Raw genomic sequence first — 19854 nt, forward strand, 5'->3', positions numbered from 1 at the left:
AGCGTGCGGCCCTACCAGCGTGGCGCAGGGCGCCGCCTGGATCCCGGCTCGAGTGCGGCATCGGCAGCGGGAGCCTTGATGACCAGCTCGGGCGCCCGCGTCACCATGAGCCAGATCGGCAGGATGATGATGCAGAGCGGGGCGAGCACCGCCATGTCACCGCAGAGCGCGACGCCGATGAAGATCGAGATCCAGCCGTCGCGGGTGGCGACCAGGGTGATGCCCATGGCGCCGCACGCCACCGCGAGCGAGATCGGCAGGTCGGGCAGCAGCGCGTAGCCGAGCAGGCCGAGCGCGGTGCCGATGAAGACCACCGGGAAGATGCGGCCGCCACGGAACCCGGCGCTCGCCGCGATCAGGAGGGCGATGACCTTGATGCCGGCGAACGCCGCGAGCTGGCCGGCCGTGTACTTGTCGGGGTCGGACAGCAGCTGGCCGGCCTGGTCGAGTCCCTTGAAGAGCGTGAGCGGGCCGCCGAGCATCCCGAGCAGTCCGAGCACGACACCGCCGAGCGTGATGCCGATGAACGGGTTCGGCAGGGCGTGGAACACGCGGTGCAGGTACGGGAAGGCCCATGCCGCAGCAATGCCGAGGAGCGCGGAGACCGCGGCGACGACGAATCCGGTGAGCAGGTAGATCGGTTGGAGGGCGCCCATCGGCTCGAGGGTGAACGCGATCTTCTGGCCGCCGAGGAGGTCCATGGTCGCCGCTCCGGCACCCGCGGCGGCGAGCGGCAGGAACAGGCGGTCCCAGAGCGAGCCGCCCGATTTCATCGCGCCGACCATGCCGGTGAACACGAGGGCCGCAGCCACGGGGGTTCCGAAGAGGGCGCCGATCGTGCCGGCGATCGCGAGCGCGGCGATCTGCTGCTGCGGCACCTTCGCGAAGCGCGCGAGCAACGCGATCGCCAGTGTCGCGTTGATGGCGATGATCGGGTTCTCGGGCCCGAGGCTGACGCCGCCCGCGAGCCCGAGCACCACTACGAGCGCGATCGACGGCAGCGCCTTGAGACCCGGGAAGGGGCCGGAGAGCTCGGTGGTTGCCGAGTCGGGGCCCGCGTGGCCCGGCACGAGCCAGACGATCGCCCCGACGGCGATGCCCGTGACGGTCAGCACCGTGAAGATCCACCATGGCGTCGCCTCGTCGGCGCCGAACGCGCCGGGCAGCGTGGTCCAGAGGAAGCCCTGCAGCAGTTCCGCGAGGCCGTTCAGCAGGTGCAGGCTCAGTGCCGACCCGATGCCGATGGCGATCGCCGGGATGGCGAGGAGGGCGAGTCGCCGGGCCCCGGGCCCGCTCGCGGCGGCGTCGGTCACGAGAGCTCGACCTCGACCGACACGGGCGGGCCCTCGCGGTAGTCGCCGTACCGGGCCCACCGGAGGCTCACGCGCACCAGTTCGAACTCGGTCTTCGTCAACGACTCGCCGAACCACGGGAAGGCAGCCGCGTAGGCGGCCGCGCACCTTGCGGATTCGGCGCTGCCGGGTTCGAGCACCTCGGCTTCGCCCTGCGCCTGCAGGGTCGTCTTGTCGTGGCCGCCGACCACGACGGCGATGCGCGGATCACGGCGCAGGTTCGCGATCTTGCGCGAGCCGCCGCGGGCGTTGAAGACGAACTCGCCCAGGTCGGTGGCCGTGATGCTGAGGTAGGCCGACTGCGGTGCTCCGTCGGGCCCGATGGTGCTGACGACGGCATCACCCTGCTCGCGGACGTACTCGATCAGTGCTGAACGGTCCATAGGGTCATGGTGGCACGTGGGTGCCGTTCTCGTCGCGGATGTCTCCGACATATCGGCGGAACCGGCGCAGAGTACGCTTGGGCGGAATCGAGCCGCTCCAGGGGGAGGAACCCGATCGTGATGGTGCAGCCACGCAATGCGACCAGACGAACCCGCGTCGCCAAGCGCGTCACCGGTGGGGTGATGGCGCTCGCCGGCATCGCGCTCGTCGTCGCGTCGATCCCATCGGCGTTCGCCGTGCAGGTCGACGGCAACACGCCGCTCGACCCGTGCCTCGGCGACGCGTGTCCGGCCTCATGGCCGGCTCCGGACAACGGGGGCGTCGTCGGCTTCGACGACGGCGTGAACGTCTTCGTCGGCGGGGACCTCACCACAGGCCCGAGTGCCGCGGAGACCGAGGGCAACCTCGTGGTGCTCGGCGACGCCTCGTTCGATCGGGGCGGTGGCTCCTACGACGTGGGCGTCGCGGGCGTCGGCTCGCGCGTGCCGCCGCCGAGCGGCTCCACGATGCTCACCGTCGGCGGCGACCTGACCATCGCCGGCGGCACGAACCTCATCGTCGGCGGCGACACCGGGTTCCCCGACTTCGCACCCATCGTCGGCAACGTCGAGTACGGCGGAACGCTGACCGGCACCCCGTCCGTCGTTGCAGGGGCGACGGTCGCGCAGGGCGACGGAGCCTCAGCCTTCGCCGAGCGCGTGGCGAACGTGACCGCGCTCTCGCAGTGCTTCGCCGACCTCCCCGACACCGGTACCGTGACGACCGCCGACGGTCTGACCTCGTTCACGGGGGATGGCGTGAGCGACCCGCAGGTGTTCACGATCGAGGGCACCCTCGGCAACACCCAGGTCGCGATCACGGGGGTCGACGTGCAGGCGGGCGCACACGTCGTCATCAACGTCACAGGCGATGTCGCCTTCGCGAACGTGAACAGCTGGTTCATCGACGGCGCGAACACGTTCGACCCCGACATCACGCAGCGCATCGTCACGAACTTCCCCGATGCGACGACGGTCGAGGTCACGGGCGGTGCCCAGCTCCCCGGGTCGATCCTCGTGGGCAACCCCGCGAGCACGACCACGATCTCCGTCGCCGGCACCAACGGCCGCGTCGAGGTCGCCGGTGACCTCGTGCACCGCTCGCCCGCGGGCACCCAGACCGGCGTCGAGATGCATGCCTACCCGTTCACCGGCGACTGCCTCATCACGCCGCCCACGACCACGACGGCGCCACCGACGACGACGGCCCCTCCGACGACCGAGCCTCCGACGACGCCTCCGCCGACGACGGATGCGCCGTCACCGACCGACACCCCCACCGCCTCGCCGACGACGCCTCCTGCGCCAAGCACCGCCACCGGGCTCGCCGAGTCGGGTTCGCCGGCCGGAGCGACGATGGCCATCGGCGCGGCGCTCCTCGCCGCCGGCACGGTGACCGTCCTGACCGCGCGTCGACGCCGAGCGTGAGACCCAGCAGGGTGGGACGCGGGCGATCGCGATCGCATCCGCCCTCGCCGACGCGGGTGTCGAGTCGGTCGTGGCCGCCGCGGCGCCGCGGCTGCCCTGCCTGGCTTCGCCGAAGGACTGAGCCGAGCCTCAGGCCTGCGCGTCGTCGAGCGGGTCGATGAGCGACGCATCGGCCGGATCGACGGCGCGTGAGTTGTTGACCCGCCGGTCGACCTCGTAGACCGAGATCGTCGAGGCCACCTTGTCGGACTCCTCGGCGAGCTGCTCGACCATGTGCGCCTTGCCGCCCTCGTCGAGCTTGGTCGGATCGAGGTACTCGCCCCAGAAGTCGGCTTCGAGGAACACGGGCATGCGATCGTGCACCTCGCCAGAGGCATCCGTCGCCTCACGCGTGATGATCGACGTCGACACCTGCCACTCGTCGTCGACCTTGCGCACCGTGTAGATGCCGGCCGCGGCGAGCAGCGGCCGGTCGCCGTGCAGGAACCAGGCGCGCTTCTTGCCGGGCTCGCCCGTCCATTCGTAGTAGCCGCGCATCGGCACGAGGCATCGCGACGACGCGAACGCGCCCTTCCAGAGGCCGTTGGTCGCGACCGTCTCGATGCGGGTGTTGAACTGCGGCCGCTTCGCGTCTTTGAGGAACGGCGGATGGAAGTTCCACGCGGCGGCGTCGAGCATGCGCGTGACCTCGCCGGTGTCGCGGTCGGCCCGCTCGCGCACGATCGGGACCACCTCGGTCGGCGCGATCGAGTACTGCGGCCGCCAGTCGTTGTAGTCGCCACCTGCCGCGACGAACTCCTGGATCAGCTCGTCGACCTTTGCGTCATTCGCGAAGCGCCCGCACATGCATCCAGTCTGCACCCGCCTGCCGACATCGTGCCGGCGACCGGCGACCGCGACCGGCGACCGGCGCTCGCCGGTTCCGTGGCGGCTGTCAGCGGGCGGGGCCACACTGGAGCGGTGATCGCCGAGCACTCCCGCACGTGGACCCCGCGGCATCCGACCGACCTCTCGCAGACGATCGGCCCGGTGCGGCGCGGGCCGGGCGACCCCACGTTCCAGCGGGCGGTCGACGGTTCGATCTGGCGCACGACGCGCACGGCGTCCGGCCCGGCCACGGTCCGCTTCGCGCAGCCGGCCGCCGACGTGCTCCGGGCCGATGCGTGGGGTCCGGGCGCGGCGGAGGCCGTCGCCGAGGCGGCGGTCGTGCTCGGCGAGGGCGACGACCCGACCGGGTTCGATCCCCGCATCCCGCTCATCGACGAGGCGCATCGCCGCAATCCGGGGCTCCGGCTGGTGCGCACCGGCCGGGTGTTCGAGGCGCTCGTGCCCGCGATCCTCGAGCAGAAGGTCATCACGCTCCAGGCGCACGACGCGTGGCGGTTCCTCGTGCACCGGTTCGGCGAAGACGCACCCGGGCCGCCGCCGCGCGAGGGCGGCCGCCGCCTGAAGGTCGTTCCGATGCCGGGGCAGTGGGCGCGGGTGCCGTCGTGGGAGTGGCATCGGGCCGGCGTCGACCCGCGGCGCTCGCGCACGATCGTGAATGCGGCCCGCTACGCCGCGCGTCTCGAGGAGGCGAGCGGCATGAGCCCGGCGGATGCCGCGGCGCGCCTCATGCTCATGCCCGGCGTCGGCGTGTGGACCGCCGCCGAGGTCGCCCAGCGGGCGTTCGGCGACCCCGACGCGCTCGCGGTCGGCGACTACCACCTCTCGAACTACCTCGGACATGCGCTCTGGGGGCGCGACATGACCGACGACGAGATGGTCGAGGCCATGGCGCCGTGGGCGGGGCAGCGGCAGCGCGTGGTGCGGCTGCTCGGCGCCTCGGGCGTGGCCGGGCGCCCCAGGCGCGGACCGCGCATGCCGTTCGTCGACCACCGCGCGATCTGAGGTGCGAGCCGGGATACGCTGACGTCGCCGCGGCGCCGCGCCGCGGCATCCGTTCGGAAAGGATGCCGATGCCCCGGTTCGACCTGTCCCCCTCCGACCTGCGCGCGTACCGCCCCGCGGTCGCCGAACCCGCCGACTTCGACGAGTTCTGGCGCGCGACGCTCGCCGAGTCGCGGGCCCTCGCCGAGGCCCCGCGCCTGATGCGGGTCGACGCCGGGCTGACCACCGTCGAGGTGTTCGACGTCACGTTCAGCGGGTTCGGCGGCGACCCGGTCGGTGGCTGGTTCACCGTGCCGGCCGGCGCCGCGGCATCCGCCCCGCTGCCGACGGTCGTCGAGTTCAACGGATACGGCGGCGGGCGCGGCCTGCCGCACGAGCGCCTCGCCTGGGCGAGCGCCGGGTACGCGCACTTCTTCATGGACACGCGCGGGCAGGGCAGCGTGTGGGGCACGGGCGGCTCGACGCCCGATCCGCACGGCACCGGCCCGTCGGCGCCGGGGTTCATGACCCGCGGCATCCTCGATCCGGCGGCCTACTACTACCGTCGCGTCTTCACCGACGCGGTGCTCGCGATCGACGCGGTGCGCTCGCTCGCGCAGGTCGACCCCGAGCGCGTGAGCGTCTGCGGCGGCAGCCAGGGCGGCGGCATCGCGATCGCCGCGGCCGGCCTGAGCGAGGGGCTCGTCGGGGCCATGCCCGACGTGCCGTTCCTCTGCCACTTCGAGCGGGCGGTCGGCCTGACCGAGCGCGACCCCTACCAGGAGATCGTGCGCTACCTCTCGGTGCATCGGGATGCCGCGGCGCACGTCTTCGAGACCCTGTCGTACTTCGACGGCGTGAACCTCGCCGCACGTGCGACCGCGCCGGCGCTGTTCTCGGTGGCGCTCATGGATCCGGTGTGCCCGCCGTCGACGGTGTTCGCCGCCCGCAACCGGTGGGGTGCAGGGGCCGTCGGGGGCACGGGAGTGACGGATGCCGCTGGCGCCGCCGAGGTTCCGGTCGCCGACATCGTCGAGTACGCGTTCAACGAGCACGAGGGCGGGGCGGGCGCGCACTGGCCGCGGCAGGCGGCCTGGCTCGCCGAGCGGCTCGCGACGTCGCGGCGCGCGTAGCGAGGGCGGACGCGCCCCCCACGACGTTTTGCCGGTCCACGGGGGTCTGGCAAGGGTCGTAGCGCGTCAGAACGTCGTGGGAGCGTGCCGAGGGAACGCGGGAGGGGGATCGGAGCCGGAGGAGGAGTAGGGAGTGCGTGTTCTCGCGGCGGAAGCGTCAGCCCGCGTCGCGCGCCGACCGCGTGGCCTCGCGTGAGGCGCCCCATTCGACGAGCGGCTGCAGCACCTCGATGAGCCGCAGCCCCGCGGCGCTCGGCGTGTAGGTGATCGTGACGGGCGTCGTCGCCCGAACGTGCCGCTCGATCACGCCCTCGTCCTCGAGCTCCTTCAGTCGGGCCGCGAGCAGTCGGTCGGAGATGCCGTCGACGGTCATGCGGTACTCGCTGAACCGCCGCGCGCCGCGTACCCCGGCGAGCAGGATCGCCGCGTTCCACTTGCGCCCCGTGAACTCGACGTCGCGCTGGAAACGCCGGCATGCGGCCTCGTCGATATGGCCCAGCTCGTGCAGGCGGGCCCGGTGCTGCGCCAGGTCGTCGACCTGCGCCGCGGCGACCCGCTCGGCGTCGGCCGCGGCATCCGTTCGCTCGTTCGTCACTTCACTAACCATAAGTGAGCAGCTTACCAGCGGTTCGGCCTGACCCGGCCGGATGCGGAAGAGTCGAACCAGCACGACACGACGGGAGCACCATGCACTACGGACACGACCTGCAGTTCGGCACCTTCATCACCCCGAGGAACGACCCGCCGCAGGCCGCCGTTCGCCTCGCCGAGCTCAGCGAGGCCTCTGGGTACGACCTCGTGACCTTCCAGGACCACCCGTACCAGCCGGCGTTCCATGACACCCAGACCCTGCTGACGTGGGTCGCGGCGCGCACCGAGCGCATCCACGTCGCGGCCAACGTCGCGAACGTGCCGCTGCGCCCGCCGGCCGTGCTCGCCCGTGCCGCCGCGAGCCTCGACCTGCTCTCGGGCGGACGGTTCGACCTCGCGCTCGGCGCGGGAGGCTTCTGGGACCCGATCGCGGCGATGGGCGGCCCGCACCTGACGGCCGGCCAGGCGGTCGACGCGCTGTCCGAGGCGATCGACGTCATCCGAGGCACCTGGGATGTCGACGACCGCTCCCGCTTCGTCGTCGAGGGCACCTACCACCACGTGAACGGCGCGAAGCGCGGCCCGGCGCCCGCCCACAACATCCCGATCTGGATCGGCGCCCTGAAGCCCCGCATGCTCCGCCTCATCGGCCGCAAGGGCGACGGCTGGCTGCCGTCCTACGGCTACCTGCAGCCCGGCGACCTCGCCCGCGGCAACCAGGCCATCGACGACGCCGCGCTCGCCGCGGGTCGCGACCCCCGCGAGATCCGGCGCCTGCTGAACATCAACGGCCGCTTCTCGAACGGGCGCGGCGGCGGGACGTTCGACGGGCCCGCTGGCCAGTGGGTCGAGCAGATGCTCGAACTCGTGCTCGAGGACGGCGTCGGCACGTTCATCCTCGCGAGCGACGACCCCGGCACGATCGTGCACTTCGCCGAGGAGGTCGCGCCCGCGCTCCGCGAGGCGGTCGCCGCCGAACTCGCGAGCTCGGGCTCCGAGCGGGCGGATGCCGCATCCGCCGGTCTCGTCGTCGCGGCCGGGCAGCTGCGCAGCTCCACGGTGCGCGCGAAGCGCCGCGACGGCATCGACTACGAGTCGGTGCCGGCCTCGCTCGCGTCGAAGGCGATCGAGCCGGGCGACGCCGGCTACTCGCGCGTGAAGTCCACGTACATGCGCGGCGGATCGCCCGGACTCGTGCTGCAGCCCACCACGCCGGCCGAGGTCGCCGATGCCGTCGCCTACGCCCGTCGGCACCCCGACGTGCCGCTCGGCGTGCGCAGCGGCGGACACGGCATCAGCGGCCGGTCGACGAACGACGGCGGCATCGTGATCGATCTCTCGGGCATGCGCGACCTGCGGGTGCTCGACGCCGACCGGCGCCTCGTGCGAGTCGAAGCCGGTGCGCGGTGGATGGACGTCGCCGCGTTCCTCGCGCCGCACGGCTGGGCGCTGAGCTCGGGCGACTACGGCGGCGTCGGCGTCGGCGGCCTCGCCACGGCGGGCGGCATCGGCTGGCTCGTGCGCGCGCACGGCCTGACGATCGACCACGTGCGCGCCGTCGAGCTCGTGCTCGCCGACGGCAGCATCGTTCGGGCGGATGCCGCGGAGCATCCCGACCTCTTCTGGGCCGCCCGCGGCGCCGGCGCCAACATCGGCATCGCGACCGCGTTCGAGTTCGAGGTCGACGAGGTCGGCGAGGTCGGATTCGCCCAGCTCGCGTTCGACGCGAGCGACACGGCCGGGTTCCTGCAGGCGTGGGGCGACTGGGTCGTCGATGCGCCGCGCGACCTCACGAGCTTCCTGCTCATGGGCGCCCCGCGCGCCGGGCAGCCGATGATCGCGCAGGTCATGGCGGTCATCGACTCGGCCGACCCCGACACGATCATCGCCCGCCTGCAGCCGCTCGCCGAGGTCGCCCCGCTCGTCGGACAGGAGGTGCGGCTCACGACCTACGAGGCGGTCATCTCGAACGCCGCTGACACCGCGCATGGCGGCCAGGGCGAGCCGATGGCGCGATCAGGGCTCGTCGGCCGCATCACGCCGGAGTTCGCGCGTGACGCGGCCGCGTTCCTCGAGAGCGGCGCGACGCCCTTCTTCCAGATCCGCGCGGCCGGCGGTGCCGTGCACGACGTGCCGGCGGATGCCACGGCCTACGGCCACCGCGAGGCCGAGTTCTCGGTCTCGGCGATCGGGTCGCCGCGTCACGGCACGAACGAGCGCTGGAACGAGCTCATGGCCCCGCACATGTCGGGCGCGTACCTCAGCTTCGAGACCGAGGTGGGCCCCGAGCACGTCGCCGCCGCCTACCCGCCCGCCACCCTCGAGCGCCTGCGCGAGATCAAGCGGCGGGTCGACCCCGGCAACCTCTTCCGCGACAACGCGAACATCGCTTAGGCGCCGCGCCGCGGCATCCGCTCGTCGTCGCCGCCGTCGTCGTCGTCGCCCACCTTTTCAGGACCACATCGGTCATGGACGCATATTGCAGCCAACGGCGCTCTGGTCCTGAAAGGTCGACGGGACGGGGAGTCCAGCGGGATCGAACTTCCGATCGAGGCCGCGCGCACGGCCTCGGCATAGGCTCGACAGTGGAGGAACCATGGAACTCGAACCGATCCTGTTGAAGTTCGATCGGCTGGCCGGCGGGCGCGCGGCCGGGGTGAAGGCCGACGTCGAGCTCGTGCAGCACCCCCGCACGCGGCGCACGTTCACCTGGATCATCTGGCTGCTCGCGGTGGAGCTCGTGATCGGGGTGGCCGCGCTCGTCGTCGCCGTGGTGCTGTGGGTCGACGGCACCGTGCTCGCGTTCCCGGTGTGGATGCGCATCCTCATCGTGCTCGCCATGACCGCGACGCTGTTCTACTTCGCGTGGCGGGCGCAGGTCGGCTACCGCTGGGCGTACTCGCGGCTGCGACTGTTCAGCAAGATCTTCCCGGTCGTCACCCTCGTGATGGCGGCGATCCCCGGGCTCTTCCCGTTCTGGATGGTGACCGAGCAGATCATCTACAGCCTGATCCTCATCGGCATCGCCGACTTCCTCGACAGCGACCACATGCGCGCGGTGTTCCGCAAGCCCGAGACGGCCTGAGGCGGCCGCCCCGCGATCACTCCATGGTGTCGAGGATCGCCGAGAGCTGCTCGAACGTGGTGAGCGGGTTCACGATCGCGAAGCGCGTGTTCGGGCGGCCGAGGTGCGAGCTCGGGGTGACGAACGCGAGCTGATCGTCGAGGAGCTTCGCCGACCAGGCGGCGTACTGCTCGCGGGTCCAGCCGTCGCGCTCGAAGACCACGACCGAGAGCTGCGGGTCGCGCACGAGCGTGAACCCGTCGCGACGTCGGATCTCGTCGGCGATGTCCTGCGCCAGTTGCAGCGACGAGCCGATGGCCTCGCGGTAGGCCGCCCCGCCGTACGTCGCGAGCGAGAACCACATCGGAAGGCCGCGCGGGCGCCGGGTGAGGTGGATCGCGTAGTCCGACGGGCTCCACTCGGTCGTCTCGGTGAGCGTGTCGAGGTACTCGGCGTGCTGCGTGTGCGCCGCCCGCCCGCGGTTCGGGTCGCGGTAGATGAGCGCGCACGCGTCGAAGGGCGCGAACAGCCACTTGTGCGGGTCGACGATGACCGAGTCGGCGCGCTCGACGCCGTCGAAGCGCGCGCGGGCGAGCGGCGAGAGCATGGCGGCGAGCCCGTAGGCGCCGTCGATGTGCAGCCAGAAGTCGTAGTCGTCCTTGAGGGCCGCGATCGAGGCGACGTCGTCGACGATGCCGAAGTTCGTGGAGCCGCCGGTGGCGACCACGGCGAAGACGGATGTCCCGTGCTCCTCGAGTGCGGCGCGCACGGCCTCGCCGCGCAGCTGTCCGTCGGGCCCTGGCGAGACCTTCACGATGTCGACGTCCATGACGCGCGCGGCCGACGCGATGGAGGAGTGCGCCTCGGCGCTGCAGACGACCTTCCAGCGACGGGCGGATGTCGCGGGCTCGCCGTCGGCCTCCGACGCCGCCGCTTCGGCGAGTCGTGCACGGGCCGCCTCGCGGGCGGCGACGAGCGCGGACAGGTTGCCGAGCGTGCCGCCCTGTACGAACACGCCGCCGGCACCGGCCGGAAGCCCGAACTCGTTCGACAGCCAGCGCAGCACCTCGTTCTCGGCGTGCACGGCGCCGGAGCCCTCGAGCCAGGAGCCGCCGTAGATGGCGGACGCCGAGACGACGAGGTCGAACGCGCTCGCCGCGTTCGTCGGCGCGATCGGGATGAACGAGAGGTACTGGGGGTGGTCGGTCGTGATGCAGGCCGGCGCGAGCACGTGCTCGAAGATCGCGAGGGCGCGGCGCGCGCCGATGCCCTGCTCGTCGATCGTGCGCCCGGCGAGGCGGTTGAGCTCGGCGGGGGAGAAGGGCTTGTCGAGGGGCGTGTCCTCCGAGAGCATGCGGCGGCGAGAGTAGTCGAGCACGAGGTCGACGATGGCCTCGGCCTCGGCGGTGTTGGCGTGCATGCGCGTGGGGTCGGCCGGCGCCGAACCGGGGGCGATGCGGTGGTCGGAGTTCATGGTGCTTCCCTTCGGAGTCGCGCGGGTTCGGCGAGCTAGGAGCAGCGTCGCACACGAGCATGCCCTGGTGCAAAAACGCGCGCGAGAACGGAATCAGGCGCACTATTCGTGTGTTGCAGGTCGATCGATCGAACGATAATGCGCGTCGCGGTGCAGTCTTGCGCACGCCTTCTCGGCCCGCGGCGCCCGCGACGGCATCCGTGGCATCCCTGATCCGGAGGGTGCATGATGAGCGTAGAACTCGACATGAGAGAACCTCAAGGAGAGGACGTGCGCCATGCCGGTCTCAGTCGGCGGAGTGGAGCTGTACGTCGGGCCGACCTCGGTCGGCGGTCCCGACGACCTCGACCTCGCGATCCGCTCGTTCCTCGACGGGGCGAAGCACACGCTCGCGATCGCCGTGCAGGAGGTCGACTCGCGCCCGATCGCCGAGGCGATCGTCGCCGCCACGAGGCGCGGGGTGCGGGTGCGCCTCATCCTCGAGGGCGACTACCTCACCGAGGACAAGGCGATCGCAGACCCGTGGACCAGCCCGGGCGCGCACGACGAGAACCGCTTCCTGCTCGCGGCGCTGTTGAAGTCGCGCGTCGACGTGGTCAGCGACCTGAACCCCAAGATCTTCCACCAGAAGTTCATCGTGCGCGACGCGGGCGAATCGACCGCGGCCGTGCTCACCGGCTCGACGAACTTCACGCGCACCGACACCGGCACCAACACGACGACCGGATCGGGCAAGGGGCAGAACCTCAACCACGTGGTCGTGCTGCGCGGACGGCGACCGGCCGCCGAGTACCTCGTCGAGTTCGAGCGCATGCGGTCGGGCACGTTCGGCGACCTGCACGAGCGCATCGAGCCGAAGCCCTCGGAGTTCGGGCTGCCCGCCGTGCGCGTGAAGCCGCTCTTCGCCCCGAGGCACGGCCCCGAGATGGAGATCATGAAGCAGATGCTCAAGGCCAGGTCGTCGATCGACTTCGCGATGTTCACCTTCGCGCAGTCCTCGGGCATCGACGACACCATGATCCGGCTGCGGCCGCTCGTGGCGCGCATGCGCGGCGTGCTCGATCGCGGACAGGGTGCGGCGAAGTGGGCGGCGACCAAGGGGCTCGCCGGCGGCAGCGTCGAGCTGTTCACGACGAAACTCGGCACGGGCGTCCGCAAGCTGCATCACAAGCTCATGGTCCTCGACGAGCGCGTGCTCATCGTCGGAAGCTTCAACTACACGGCGCCGGCGAACACGCTGAACGACGAGAACATCGTCGTCATCGGCGACCTGGAGGAGCCGGAGGGCACGCCGACGGATGTCGCGCAGCGAACGCTCGCGGGCTACGCACTCACCGAGATCGATCGCATCATCGCCGAGCTGTCCGAGCCGATCACGGTGTGAGCCGTCCTCCCCAGGATGACCGGATCCCACGACCCGTCATCGTGCTGCGGACGCCTCCCGTGCGACGCGGTCGCCGCTGAATAGACTTCGCGAATGGCGTCCACGTGGAGTGAACAGTCGGCAGAGTACCTGACCGCCACCGGCGAGTGTCCGAGGTGCCGAGCCGCTCTCACGGCAGCGGTGTGCACGAACTGCCGCGCCGACCTCCGCGGGGCCGAGGCGACCGCCGTGCTCGGGGCGTCGCAGCGAGCGGCCTCGGCGCTGCTCGAACGCGAGCGGCTGATCCAGGCGCTGCCGACGGTGCCGGTTGCGGCGCCCGTGGCGCCTGCCGCGCCTCCCGCCGTGGCGCCCGTGGGGGGCGCGGCTCCCGTCGCGGCACCGGTGGCGGCCGCCGCAGCCGCGCCGACCGCAGAGCCCCGGTTCGCCGCGCCGACCGGCCCGCCTGCGGCATCCGCCCCCCGGACTTCGAGCCAGGCGAGCGTGCAGTCGGTGCTGGCGGTCGCCGGCGCCGCCCTCTTCGCCGTCGCCGCGATCGTGTTCTCGTTCCTCAACCCCGAGATCACGCTGGTCGTGCGCACGCTCGTGCTGGTCGGCGTCACGATCGTCTTCCTCCTCGGCGCGTGGCTGCTGCGCACCCGAGGCGTGCTGTTCTCGGCCGAGGCCATCGGCGCGCTCGGCATGGTGTTCCTCGCGCTCGACGTGCAGACGCTCGTGCAGCTCGCGCCCGATGGGGTGAGCGGGTGGGTCTTCGCCGCACTCGGCACGTTCGTGGCATCCGCCCTCATGCTCGTGGTGAGCCTGCTGACGCGCATGCGCACCTGGTTCTGGTCGGCGCTCGTCGGGCTCGTGCTCACTCCGGCGTTCCTCGGCTACGCGGGCACCGAGTTCTCGGTCGCGTGGGGCCACGTCGGGGCAGCCGCCGTGGCGCTCGGGGCCAACCTGCTCGCGCCGCGGGCCGCCGCACGATTCGGCGGCAGCATCCGCACCGAGCGCGTGACCCTCACCGTGCTGCAATTGCTCGCCACGTTCCTGGTGCTCGTGCAGGTGCCGTTCCTCCGCGACACCGCGGAGGGCGAGTTCGGCCGCGTGCTGCTCCTCCTCGCCCTCGGGGCCTGCGCGATCGTCGCGGTCGGCACCGGCGCACGGCGTTTCTGGAGTGCGGCCGGCGGCGTGCTCTGCGCGAGCGCCGTCGCCATCACACCGCTCATGCTCACGCTCTCCGCCGACGACGCGGTATGGCAGCTCACGCTGATCCCGCTCGCCGCGGCGGTCGCCCTCGCGATCGCCTCGTTCGTTCCGAGCATCGGCGCCCTGCTGGCCCAGCCGCTGCGCGCCGGCGCACTCGGCGTGCTGCTCGTGAGCGCGAGCGCCGGCTTCACGATGATGTTCGTGGCGCTCATGCGCGTGGCGGCGACGTTCGTCACCTCGCTGCCCGAGCCCGGACGGTCCTCGGCCTCGTGGGCCTTCGACGAGATGTTCACCGGCACCGCGTCGACCTGGGCGCTCGCGGCGCTGCTCGGTCTCGTCGCCGCCGCGCTCGGCATCGGCGTGCTGGCGTGGCGCTCGCACATCGACCACCGACGGGGCATCGGCACCTGGACCGGCACCGGGCTCGCCTCGGTCGCCCTGTGGGTGACCGGCCTCGCAGTGCTGCAGTTCATCGCCTGGCCGTCGCTGCTCACCGTGACGCAGGTCGCCATCGGCATCGCGGTGTCCGCGCTCGCGGCACTCGTGCTCGTCGCGCCGGCCTCGCCGCTCACGCGAACGGGGATCGCGCTGCGGGCGCCCTTCATCGTGGCCGCCCACGCGGCCCTGCTCGAGGCGGCGCTGCTCAGCTGGGCCGACGCGGCGATCACCGTGCCGCTCGGCGCCGTCATCGTCGTGGCCCTGCTGCTCGTCGCGCGCACGGTGCCCGTGCCGTTCCGCGCCGTGCACCTCGCGATCGCCTACGCCTACGCCCTCGTGCTGCTCGCCACCGCACTCGGCCGAGCCGGTGTCGAGACCGTCGCGGTGCTCTGCCTGACCACGACGACCGCCGCGCTCGTCGCGCTCGCCGCGACGCTCGTGCGGCGGATCGACGCGCGCTCCTGGTACGCGATCCTCGTCGTCACGCTCGTGCCGTTCCTCGTGGGCATCGCCACGGTGCTCGTCGAGCGCAGCATCTGGACCGCCCTCTCCACGGCCGTCATCGCGGCGCTCGCCGTCGCGCTCGTCTTCACGCGACGCCCCGGGCTCAACCGCTTCGTGCGCTCGGCGGCGGCGGCCATGATCGTGCCGGCGCTCTCGGTCGTCGTCATCTGCCTCGGCGCGGCGACGCTCGACTCGAGCGGCTCGCCCGCGACCCTGCCGATCGTCGCGGTCCTCGTCGCGGTCGCCCTGCCGCTCACCGTGCTGCTCGAGCGCACGATGCTGCGCAGCGAGATCCCGGCATCGGATGCCGCATCCGCGCGCCTGTGGTTCGAGGTGGGCGCCCTCGTGTCCGCGGCCGTCTCCGTGCTGCTCGCCCTCGTGCGCGACGCGGCCGGCCTCGGCACGGCGGCCGTCGTGCTCGTGGTCCTCGGACTCGGCGCCGCCGCCGGCCGAGTGGTCGCCGGCCGCCGCTACGGCTGGTGGCTCGCCGCCGCGAGCTGGACCGGCGCGCTCTGGTGCGTCTGGGCGATCCCGGGCGTGGCCGTCGTCGAGCCGTACACGCTGCCGCCCGCCCTCGCGGCCGTCACCGTGGCGAGCGTGCTGCTCGCGCGCCGCGGTCGCGGCATGGCGCTCCTCGCGAGCGGGCTCGCCGTCGCGGTGCTGCCGTCGCTCGTCGCGCTCGCCGCCCTCGGTTCCGAATCCACCGTGGCTCCGTGGCGAACGCTCGGCCTGCTCGCGGGGTCCGGGCTCCTGCTCGCCGCGGGCGGCCTGCTCGCCTTCGGGGCAGGCGAACGCCGTCGACGCCTCCGGGCAGCGCGTCCGCTCGTGTTCACGACGGCGATCGTCGCCGCCTCGGCCGGTGCGATCCAGGGGGTGCGCTGGGCGATCGGCGCCGATGCGGCCGGCTGGACCGACCCGGTCATGGGCCAGATACTCGCCGTGGCCGTGCTCGCCGCGGTGCTCGCGGGCCTCGGAGCGGTCGGCCTGAAGGCGGCGCTCGAGCCCGCCGAATCCGACGGCGCCGGCGTCGGTGACCGAATCACCGTGAACCCCGTCGCCGTGCACCCGGCCGCCGGTCGCGCGCTCGCGGCGAGTCGATGGTTCGGCGCCCCGGCCTTCGTCTACCTCGCACTCGGCCCGATCTTCGCGACCCAGCGTGACTGGACCTCGATCTGGACCCTGTGGGCCTTGATGGCCGTGCTGTTGGTCACCGCCGTCGTGTCCGTCGCGCGTGACCGCGCGCAGGAGCCCGTGCTGCCGCCGTTCTGGTTCGTCTACGCCCTGGCGTGGGCTGCCGGCGTCTCCGGCTGGAGCCAGCGCGACCTGCGCGTCGAGGTGTTCTCGCTGCCGCTCGGCATCGCCGTGCTCGTCGCGGGCATCCTCTGCCTGCGTCCCCGCCCCGAATGGCGCGCACCGGCCGCCACGCTCGACTCGTGGCCGGTCGGCTTCCGCGGATCGTGGCGGCTGCTCGCGCCCGGCATCATCCTGACGCTCCTGCCCTCGGTGCTCGCCACGGCGACCGATCCGCAGCTCTACCGCCCGATCATGGTGATCGCCTTCGCGCTCGTGCTGATCCTCGTGGGCTCCGCGCGCAAGCTCGCGGCACCCTTCATCCTCGGTCTCGTCGTGCTGCCCATCGAGAACATCGTCGTGTTCGTCGCCCAGATCGACCGCACCGTCGGCGCGATGCCGTGGTGGATCACCCTCGCCACGGCCGGCGCCGTGCTCCTCGCCATCGCCGTCGGGGCCGAGCGCAAGACGACGCAGGGTCGCGGCGTCGCCGCCCGCCTGCGTGAGCTCGAGTGAGCGCGCAGTTGCTCCGCCGTCCTCCCGATGCCGCCGTCCGTGCGTCGCGTCGAGCGTGGCGGTCGGCGCATGTCGGCGGCGTGTGATCTGGTTGGCGCATGGGCTTCGATGAACGCTTCCTCGGTGTCGGTGCCGCGCTTCCGCGCGTGAGCGGGGCGGATGCCGCGGCATCCGTCAGCCTCGACTACGTGCACTTCACCGTGGTGCTCGACTCGGTGCGCCGGCTCGCTCGCGTCACGGGCGTGAACGTCGACGGCGCGTCGCTGCTCGACATCCCGCGCGGCGACGACTGGCGCTTCGACGAGCGCATCCCCGAAGACTGGCAGACCGGGCCAGCAGTGTACGCCGCCAACGACCTCGATCGCGGGCACCTCGTGCGACGCCGCGATCCGGTCTGGGGCACGCCAGAGGTCGCGGCGCGCGCCAACAGCGACACCTTCCACTTCACGAACGCGGCCCCGCAGGCGGGCGGATTCAACCAGTCCGAAGAGCTGTGGCTCGGCCTCGAAGACCACGTGCTCGAACACGCCGAGGCCAACCGGCTGCGGCTCAGCGTCTTCACCGCGCCGGTGCTCGGTGTCGACGATCCGCCGTACCGCGGCATCCGCGTGCCCCTGCGCTTCTGGAAGATCGCCGCGTGGAACACCGGCGCCGACGAGCTCGCCGCCGCGGGCTTCGTGCTCGACCAGTCACCGCTCGTCGAGACGAGCGAGGTCGTCGCCCCGGCGCCCGGCGAGGTGCCGCCGCTCGGGCCGTTCCGCACCTTCCAGGTGCCGATCGCCGACATCGCCGCGATCACGGGCCTGTCGATGCCCGATCTCGTCGCGGCCGACGTGCTGCCGCAGACCGTCGCGGCCGCCGGGTGGCGACGGCTCGACGCGGCATCCGACATCCTGCTCTGACGAGCGCGTCTGAGCGTTGGCGCCTGCATGCGTGTTTCCATCCGCATCCGCATGGAGCACCCGCATGAAGCACCCGCACGACGCCCGCGCACCGCGCCCCCGCCCGCCCACCTTGCATGTGCAGGCCCATGCCCACGTCGCGCCGCGGCTGGGCCCGTGAGCGCTTTGCGTCGCCCGGCGCGCGGATGCGTCGCGAATCCGATATGCCAGTTCCGCCTCATCGATGAGGCGGAACTGGCATCTCGGAATCTGGGAACGTTCTTCGGAACCCGCGCGAGCGCAGGTCGCGAACGACGGTCGTGAGCCGCTCATCGTGACGGCCGGGAACTGCCCGCGGAACCGCGCGAACGCGTGCCGCGGACGAGGAGCGGCGCCAGTCCGGGGGCGGTCGAGCGCGCGCGAGCGCGACGACCGCGAGGCGACGGATCAGCCGGGTCGGTGCGGCTGCAGTGCCGGTCCGCCCGGCGCGGCGAGGGTGAGCGACGCGAGCTCGACCATGGCGTCGCCCTCGAGCACGGCTTCGAGGGCCCGGAGCTCGCGCGCGGCATCCGCTTCGCTGCGATCACCCACGAGGTCGACGGCCGCGATGAGCAGCACGCGACCGGGGCCGATGAACTCCATGTGCAGGAACGACACGCGGTCGACCGACGGCAGGGCGAGCAGCTCGCCGATCATGTCGGAGCGCACGTTCGACGGCACGGCCTCACCGATGAGGAACGCGCGGTTTCGGCCGATGAGCAGCACCGCGACGACGCCGAGCAGCACGCCGACGGCGATCGACCCGATCGCGTCGAAGACCGGCGAGCCCGTGACCTGGTGCAGCAGGATGCCGACGAACGCGATCAAGAGGCCGATGAGTGCGGCGGCGTCCTCGGCGAACACCGCGCGCAGCGTCGGGTCCGAGCTCTGCGACACGTGGTGCAGCGTGCCGACGCGTCGCCGCTGCGCATCGGAGCGGGCCTGGCGGTAGGCGCGGATGAACGAGATGCCCTCGAGCACGAACGCGAGGCCGAGCACCGCGTACGCGATGCCGTAGTCGCTCGCGGGCTCCGGGTCGATGAGCTCCGAGATGCCGTGCTGGATCGACACCGCGGCGCCGACCGTGAACAGGCCGAACGCGGCGAACATCGACCAGATGTAGGCGTCCTTGCCGTAGCCGAGCGGATGCCGCGCATCCGACGGCCTCCTCGATCGCCGCTCGGCGATCACGAGCAGCACCTCGTTGCCGGTGTCGGCCCACGAGTGCGCCGCCTCGGCGACCATCGATGCCGAGCCTGTGAGCGCTGCGGCGACCGACTTGGCCAGCGCGATGAGCGCGTTCACCACGAGCGCGACGATGACCGTGACGAGCGAGTCGCCGGGTGCCGCCTTGCCCGATTCGGTGTCTGCCACGAGTCCGAGTGTGGCACCGGGGCTCCGCCCGCGGGTCTGGAACCTCCGTCGCGCGGCGGATCCGTCGGCGTCGCTCCTGGGGCAGGCTCGAACCGTGGACCTCGACCTGCTCAGCGGTGCCGCCCTCACCGGACCCGCGCTGCTCGGCGCGCTCGCCGTGCTCGCGCTCGTGGACTCGACGAGCTTCGGAACGCTGCTCATCCCGATCTGGCTCATGCTGGTGCCCGGCCGGTTGCGGCGCAGTCGCATCGTGCTCTACCTCGCCACGGTCGCCGGCTTCTACCTCGTCGTCGGGCTCGTGCTGCTGGCCGCCGCGGCCGTCGCCCTGCCCCAGCTCATGGAGCTCGCCTCGACGACACCCTTCCTCTGGGCGCAGCTCGTGGTCGGTGCCGCGCTGCTCGTCGGCTCGTTCTTCGTGGGCGGCAAGCGCAAGCGCGAGGGCCCGGGTCGCTTCGCCAGGTGGCGTGAGCGGGCGGTGATGGATGCCTCGGAGGAGCGCTCGAGCGTGCTGCCGCTCATGGGGCTGGCCGTCGCGGCGGCCGGCGTCGAGGTCGCGTCGATGCTGCCGTATCTCATCGGCATCGGCCTGCTCTCGACATCCGACCTCGACCCGTCGGCCCGGGTGCTCGTGCTCGTCGGCTACTGCGTCGTGATGGTGCTGCCCGCCCTCGTGCTGCTCGCCGTCCGATCGGTCGCCAGTCGCGCGATCGAGGCCGGACTCGCCCGCATCAGCGGCTGGATGGAGCGCAACGCTGCCGAGACGACCGGCTGGATCGTCGGCATCCTCGGGTTCCTGCTCGCGCGGGCCGCCGCGGTCGAGCTCGGCCTGTTCGACGCGTTGGGCTGAGGCCGCGCGCCGGCCCGAGCCCGCGCCGGACGGCGAGGACGCCCGCCCGGGGCTCTGGCG

General features: G+C 72.3%; 15 protein-coding genes. 9 read left to right on the forward strand and 6 right to left on the reverse strand.

Annotation, left to right across the window (positions count from 1 at the left end):
* Nucleotides 1–11: 11 nt before the first annotated feature.
* Entirely contained in the window at nt 12–1313 is a 1302-nt protein-coding gene (locus tag ABIC29_RS13700; RefSeq protein ID WP_116080132.1) for an ion channel protein, read from the reverse strand.
* Nucleotides 1310–1735 (reverse strand): pyridoxamine 5'-phosphate oxidase family protein, encoded by a 426-nt coding sequence (locus tag ABIC29_RS13705; RefSeq protein ID WP_158551710.1) that lies wholly within the window; start codon nt 1733–1735, stop codon nt 1310–1312. Before ABIC29_RS13705 ends, ABIC29_RS13700 begins: the two co-directional genes overlap by 4 nt.
* A 120-nt stretch (nt 1736–1855) precedes the next feature.
* On the opposite strand from ABIC29_RS13705, the gene ABIC29_RS13710 reads away from it, so the two are divergent.
* On the forward strand, nt 1856–3202 hold the full coding sequence (locus tag ABIC29_RS13710; protein WP_354246507.1) for a choice-of-anchor A family protein: 1347 nt from the start codon (nt 1856–1858) through the stop codon (nt 3200–3202).
* A gap of 129 nt (nt 3203–3331) precedes the next feature.
* On the opposite strand, the gene ABIC29_RS13715 is transcribed toward ABIC29_RS13710, so the two are convergent.
* On the reverse strand, nt 3332–4048 hold the full coding sequence (locus ABIC29_RS13715) for an SOS response-associated peptidase (protein ID WP_116080135.1): 717 nt from the start codon (nt 4046–4048) through the stop codon (nt 3332–3334).
* A gap of 114 nt (nt 4049–4162) precedes the next feature.
* Here ABIC29_RS13715 and ABIC29_RS13720 point away from each other — a divergent pair, with 114 nt between their 5' ends.
* Both ABIC29_RS13720 and ABIC29_RS13725 read left to right on the forward strand, forming a co-directional pair.
* Nucleotides 4163–5092, forward strand: coding sequence for a DNA-3-methyladenine glycosylase family protein (locus tag ABIC29_RS13720; RefSeq protein WP_354246158.1), 930 nt, complete (start codon nt 4163–4165; stop codon nt 5090–5092).
* 68 nt (nt 5093–5160) lie between these two features.
* Nucleotides 5161–6204, forward strand: coding sequence for an acetylxylan esterase (locus ABIC29_RS13725; protein ID WP_354246161.1), 1044 nt, complete (start codon nt 5161–5163; stop codon nt 6202–6204).
* Nucleotides 6205–6361: 157 nt separating this feature from the next.
* Here ABIC29_RS13725 and ABIC29_RS13730 read toward each other — a convergent pair whose 3' ends face one another.
* Nucleotides 6362–6799, reverse strand: a complete 438-nt coding sequence (locus ABIC29_RS13730) for a winged helix-turn-helix transcriptional regulator (RefSeq protein WP_354246164.1) — start codon at nt 6797–6799, stop codon at nt 6362–6364.
* Nucleotides 6800–6891: 92 nt separating this feature from the next.
* Between ABIC29_RS13730 and ABIC29_RS13735 the strand changes: the two genes are divergently transcribed.
* Nucleotides 6892–9189 (forward strand): LLM class flavin-dependent oxidoreductase, encoded by a 2298-nt coding sequence (locus tag ABIC29_RS13735; protein ID WP_116080138.1) that lies wholly within the window; start codon nt 6892–6894, stop codon nt 9187–9189.
* A gap of 202 nt (nt 9190–9391) precedes the next feature.
* Nucleotides 9392–9880 (forward strand): hypothetical protein, encoded by a 489-nt coding sequence (locus ABIC29_RS13740; protein WP_116080139.1) that lies wholly within the window; start codon nt 9392–9394, stop codon nt 9878–9880.
* A 16-nt stretch (nt 9881–9896) separates the two neighbouring features.
* Here ABIC29_RS13740 and ABIC29_RS13745 read toward each other — a convergent pair whose 3' ends face one another.
* On the reverse strand, nt 9897–11333 hold the full coding sequence (locus ABIC29_RS13745) for a pyridoxal-dependent decarboxylase (RefSeq protein WP_116080140.1): 1437 nt from the start codon (nt 11331–11333) through the stop codon (nt 9897–9899).
* Nucleotides 11334–11610: 277 nt separating this feature from the next.
* Between ABIC29_RS13745 and ABIC29_RS13750 the strand changes: the two genes are divergently transcribed.
* The 3 genes from ABIC29_RS13750 (at nt 11611) to ABIC29_RS13760 (ending at nt 17555) form a co-directional block, all read left to right on the forward strand.
* The gene (locus ABIC29_RS13750) at nt 11611–12717 is read left to right on the forward strand and encodes a phospholipase D-like domain-containing protein (protein ID WP_158551712.1); all 1107 of its coding nucleotides are present in this window, start codon (nt 11611–11613) and stop codon (nt 12715–12717) included.
* Between the two features lie 180 nt (nt 12718–12897).
* Entirely contained in the window at nt 12898–16653 is a 3756-nt protein-coding gene (locus tag ABIC29_RS13755; RefSeq protein WP_354246169.1) for an SCO7613 C-terminal domain-containing membrane protein, read from the forward strand.
* Between the two features lie 98 nt (nt 16654–16751).
* The gene (locus ABIC29_RS13760; RefSeq protein ID WP_354246172.1) at nt 16752–17555 is read left to right on the forward strand and encodes a DNA/RNA non-specific endonuclease; all 804 of its coding nucleotides are present in this window, start codon (nt 16752–16754) and stop codon (nt 17553–17555) included.
* 426 nt (nt 17556–17981) lie between these two features.
* Here ABIC29_RS13760 and ABIC29_RS13765 read toward each other — a convergent pair whose 3' ends face one another.
* A complete protein-coding gene (locus tag ABIC29_RS13765; protein WP_354246175.1) occupies nt 17982–18947 on the reverse strand; it encodes a cation diffusion facilitator family transporter in 966 nt (321 codons plus the stop codon).
* Between the two features lie 94 nt (nt 18948–19041).
* On the opposite strand from ABIC29_RS13765, the gene ABIC29_RS13770 reads away from it, so the two are divergent.
* Nucleotides 19042–19794 carry a GAP family protein gene (locus ABIC29_RS13770; RefSeq protein ID WP_199471181.1) on the forward strand — a complete coding sequence of 251 codons (753 nt, stop codon included), beginning with the start codon at nt 19042–19044 and terminating at the stop codon, nt 19792–19794.
* Nucleotides 19795–19854 lie beyond the last annotated feature (60 nt).

Origin of the sequence: Agromyces sp. PvR057 (assembly GCF_040547485.1) — a bacterium.
Lineage (GTDB): Bacteria > Actinomycetota > Actinomycetes > Actinomycetales > Microbacteriaceae > Agromyces.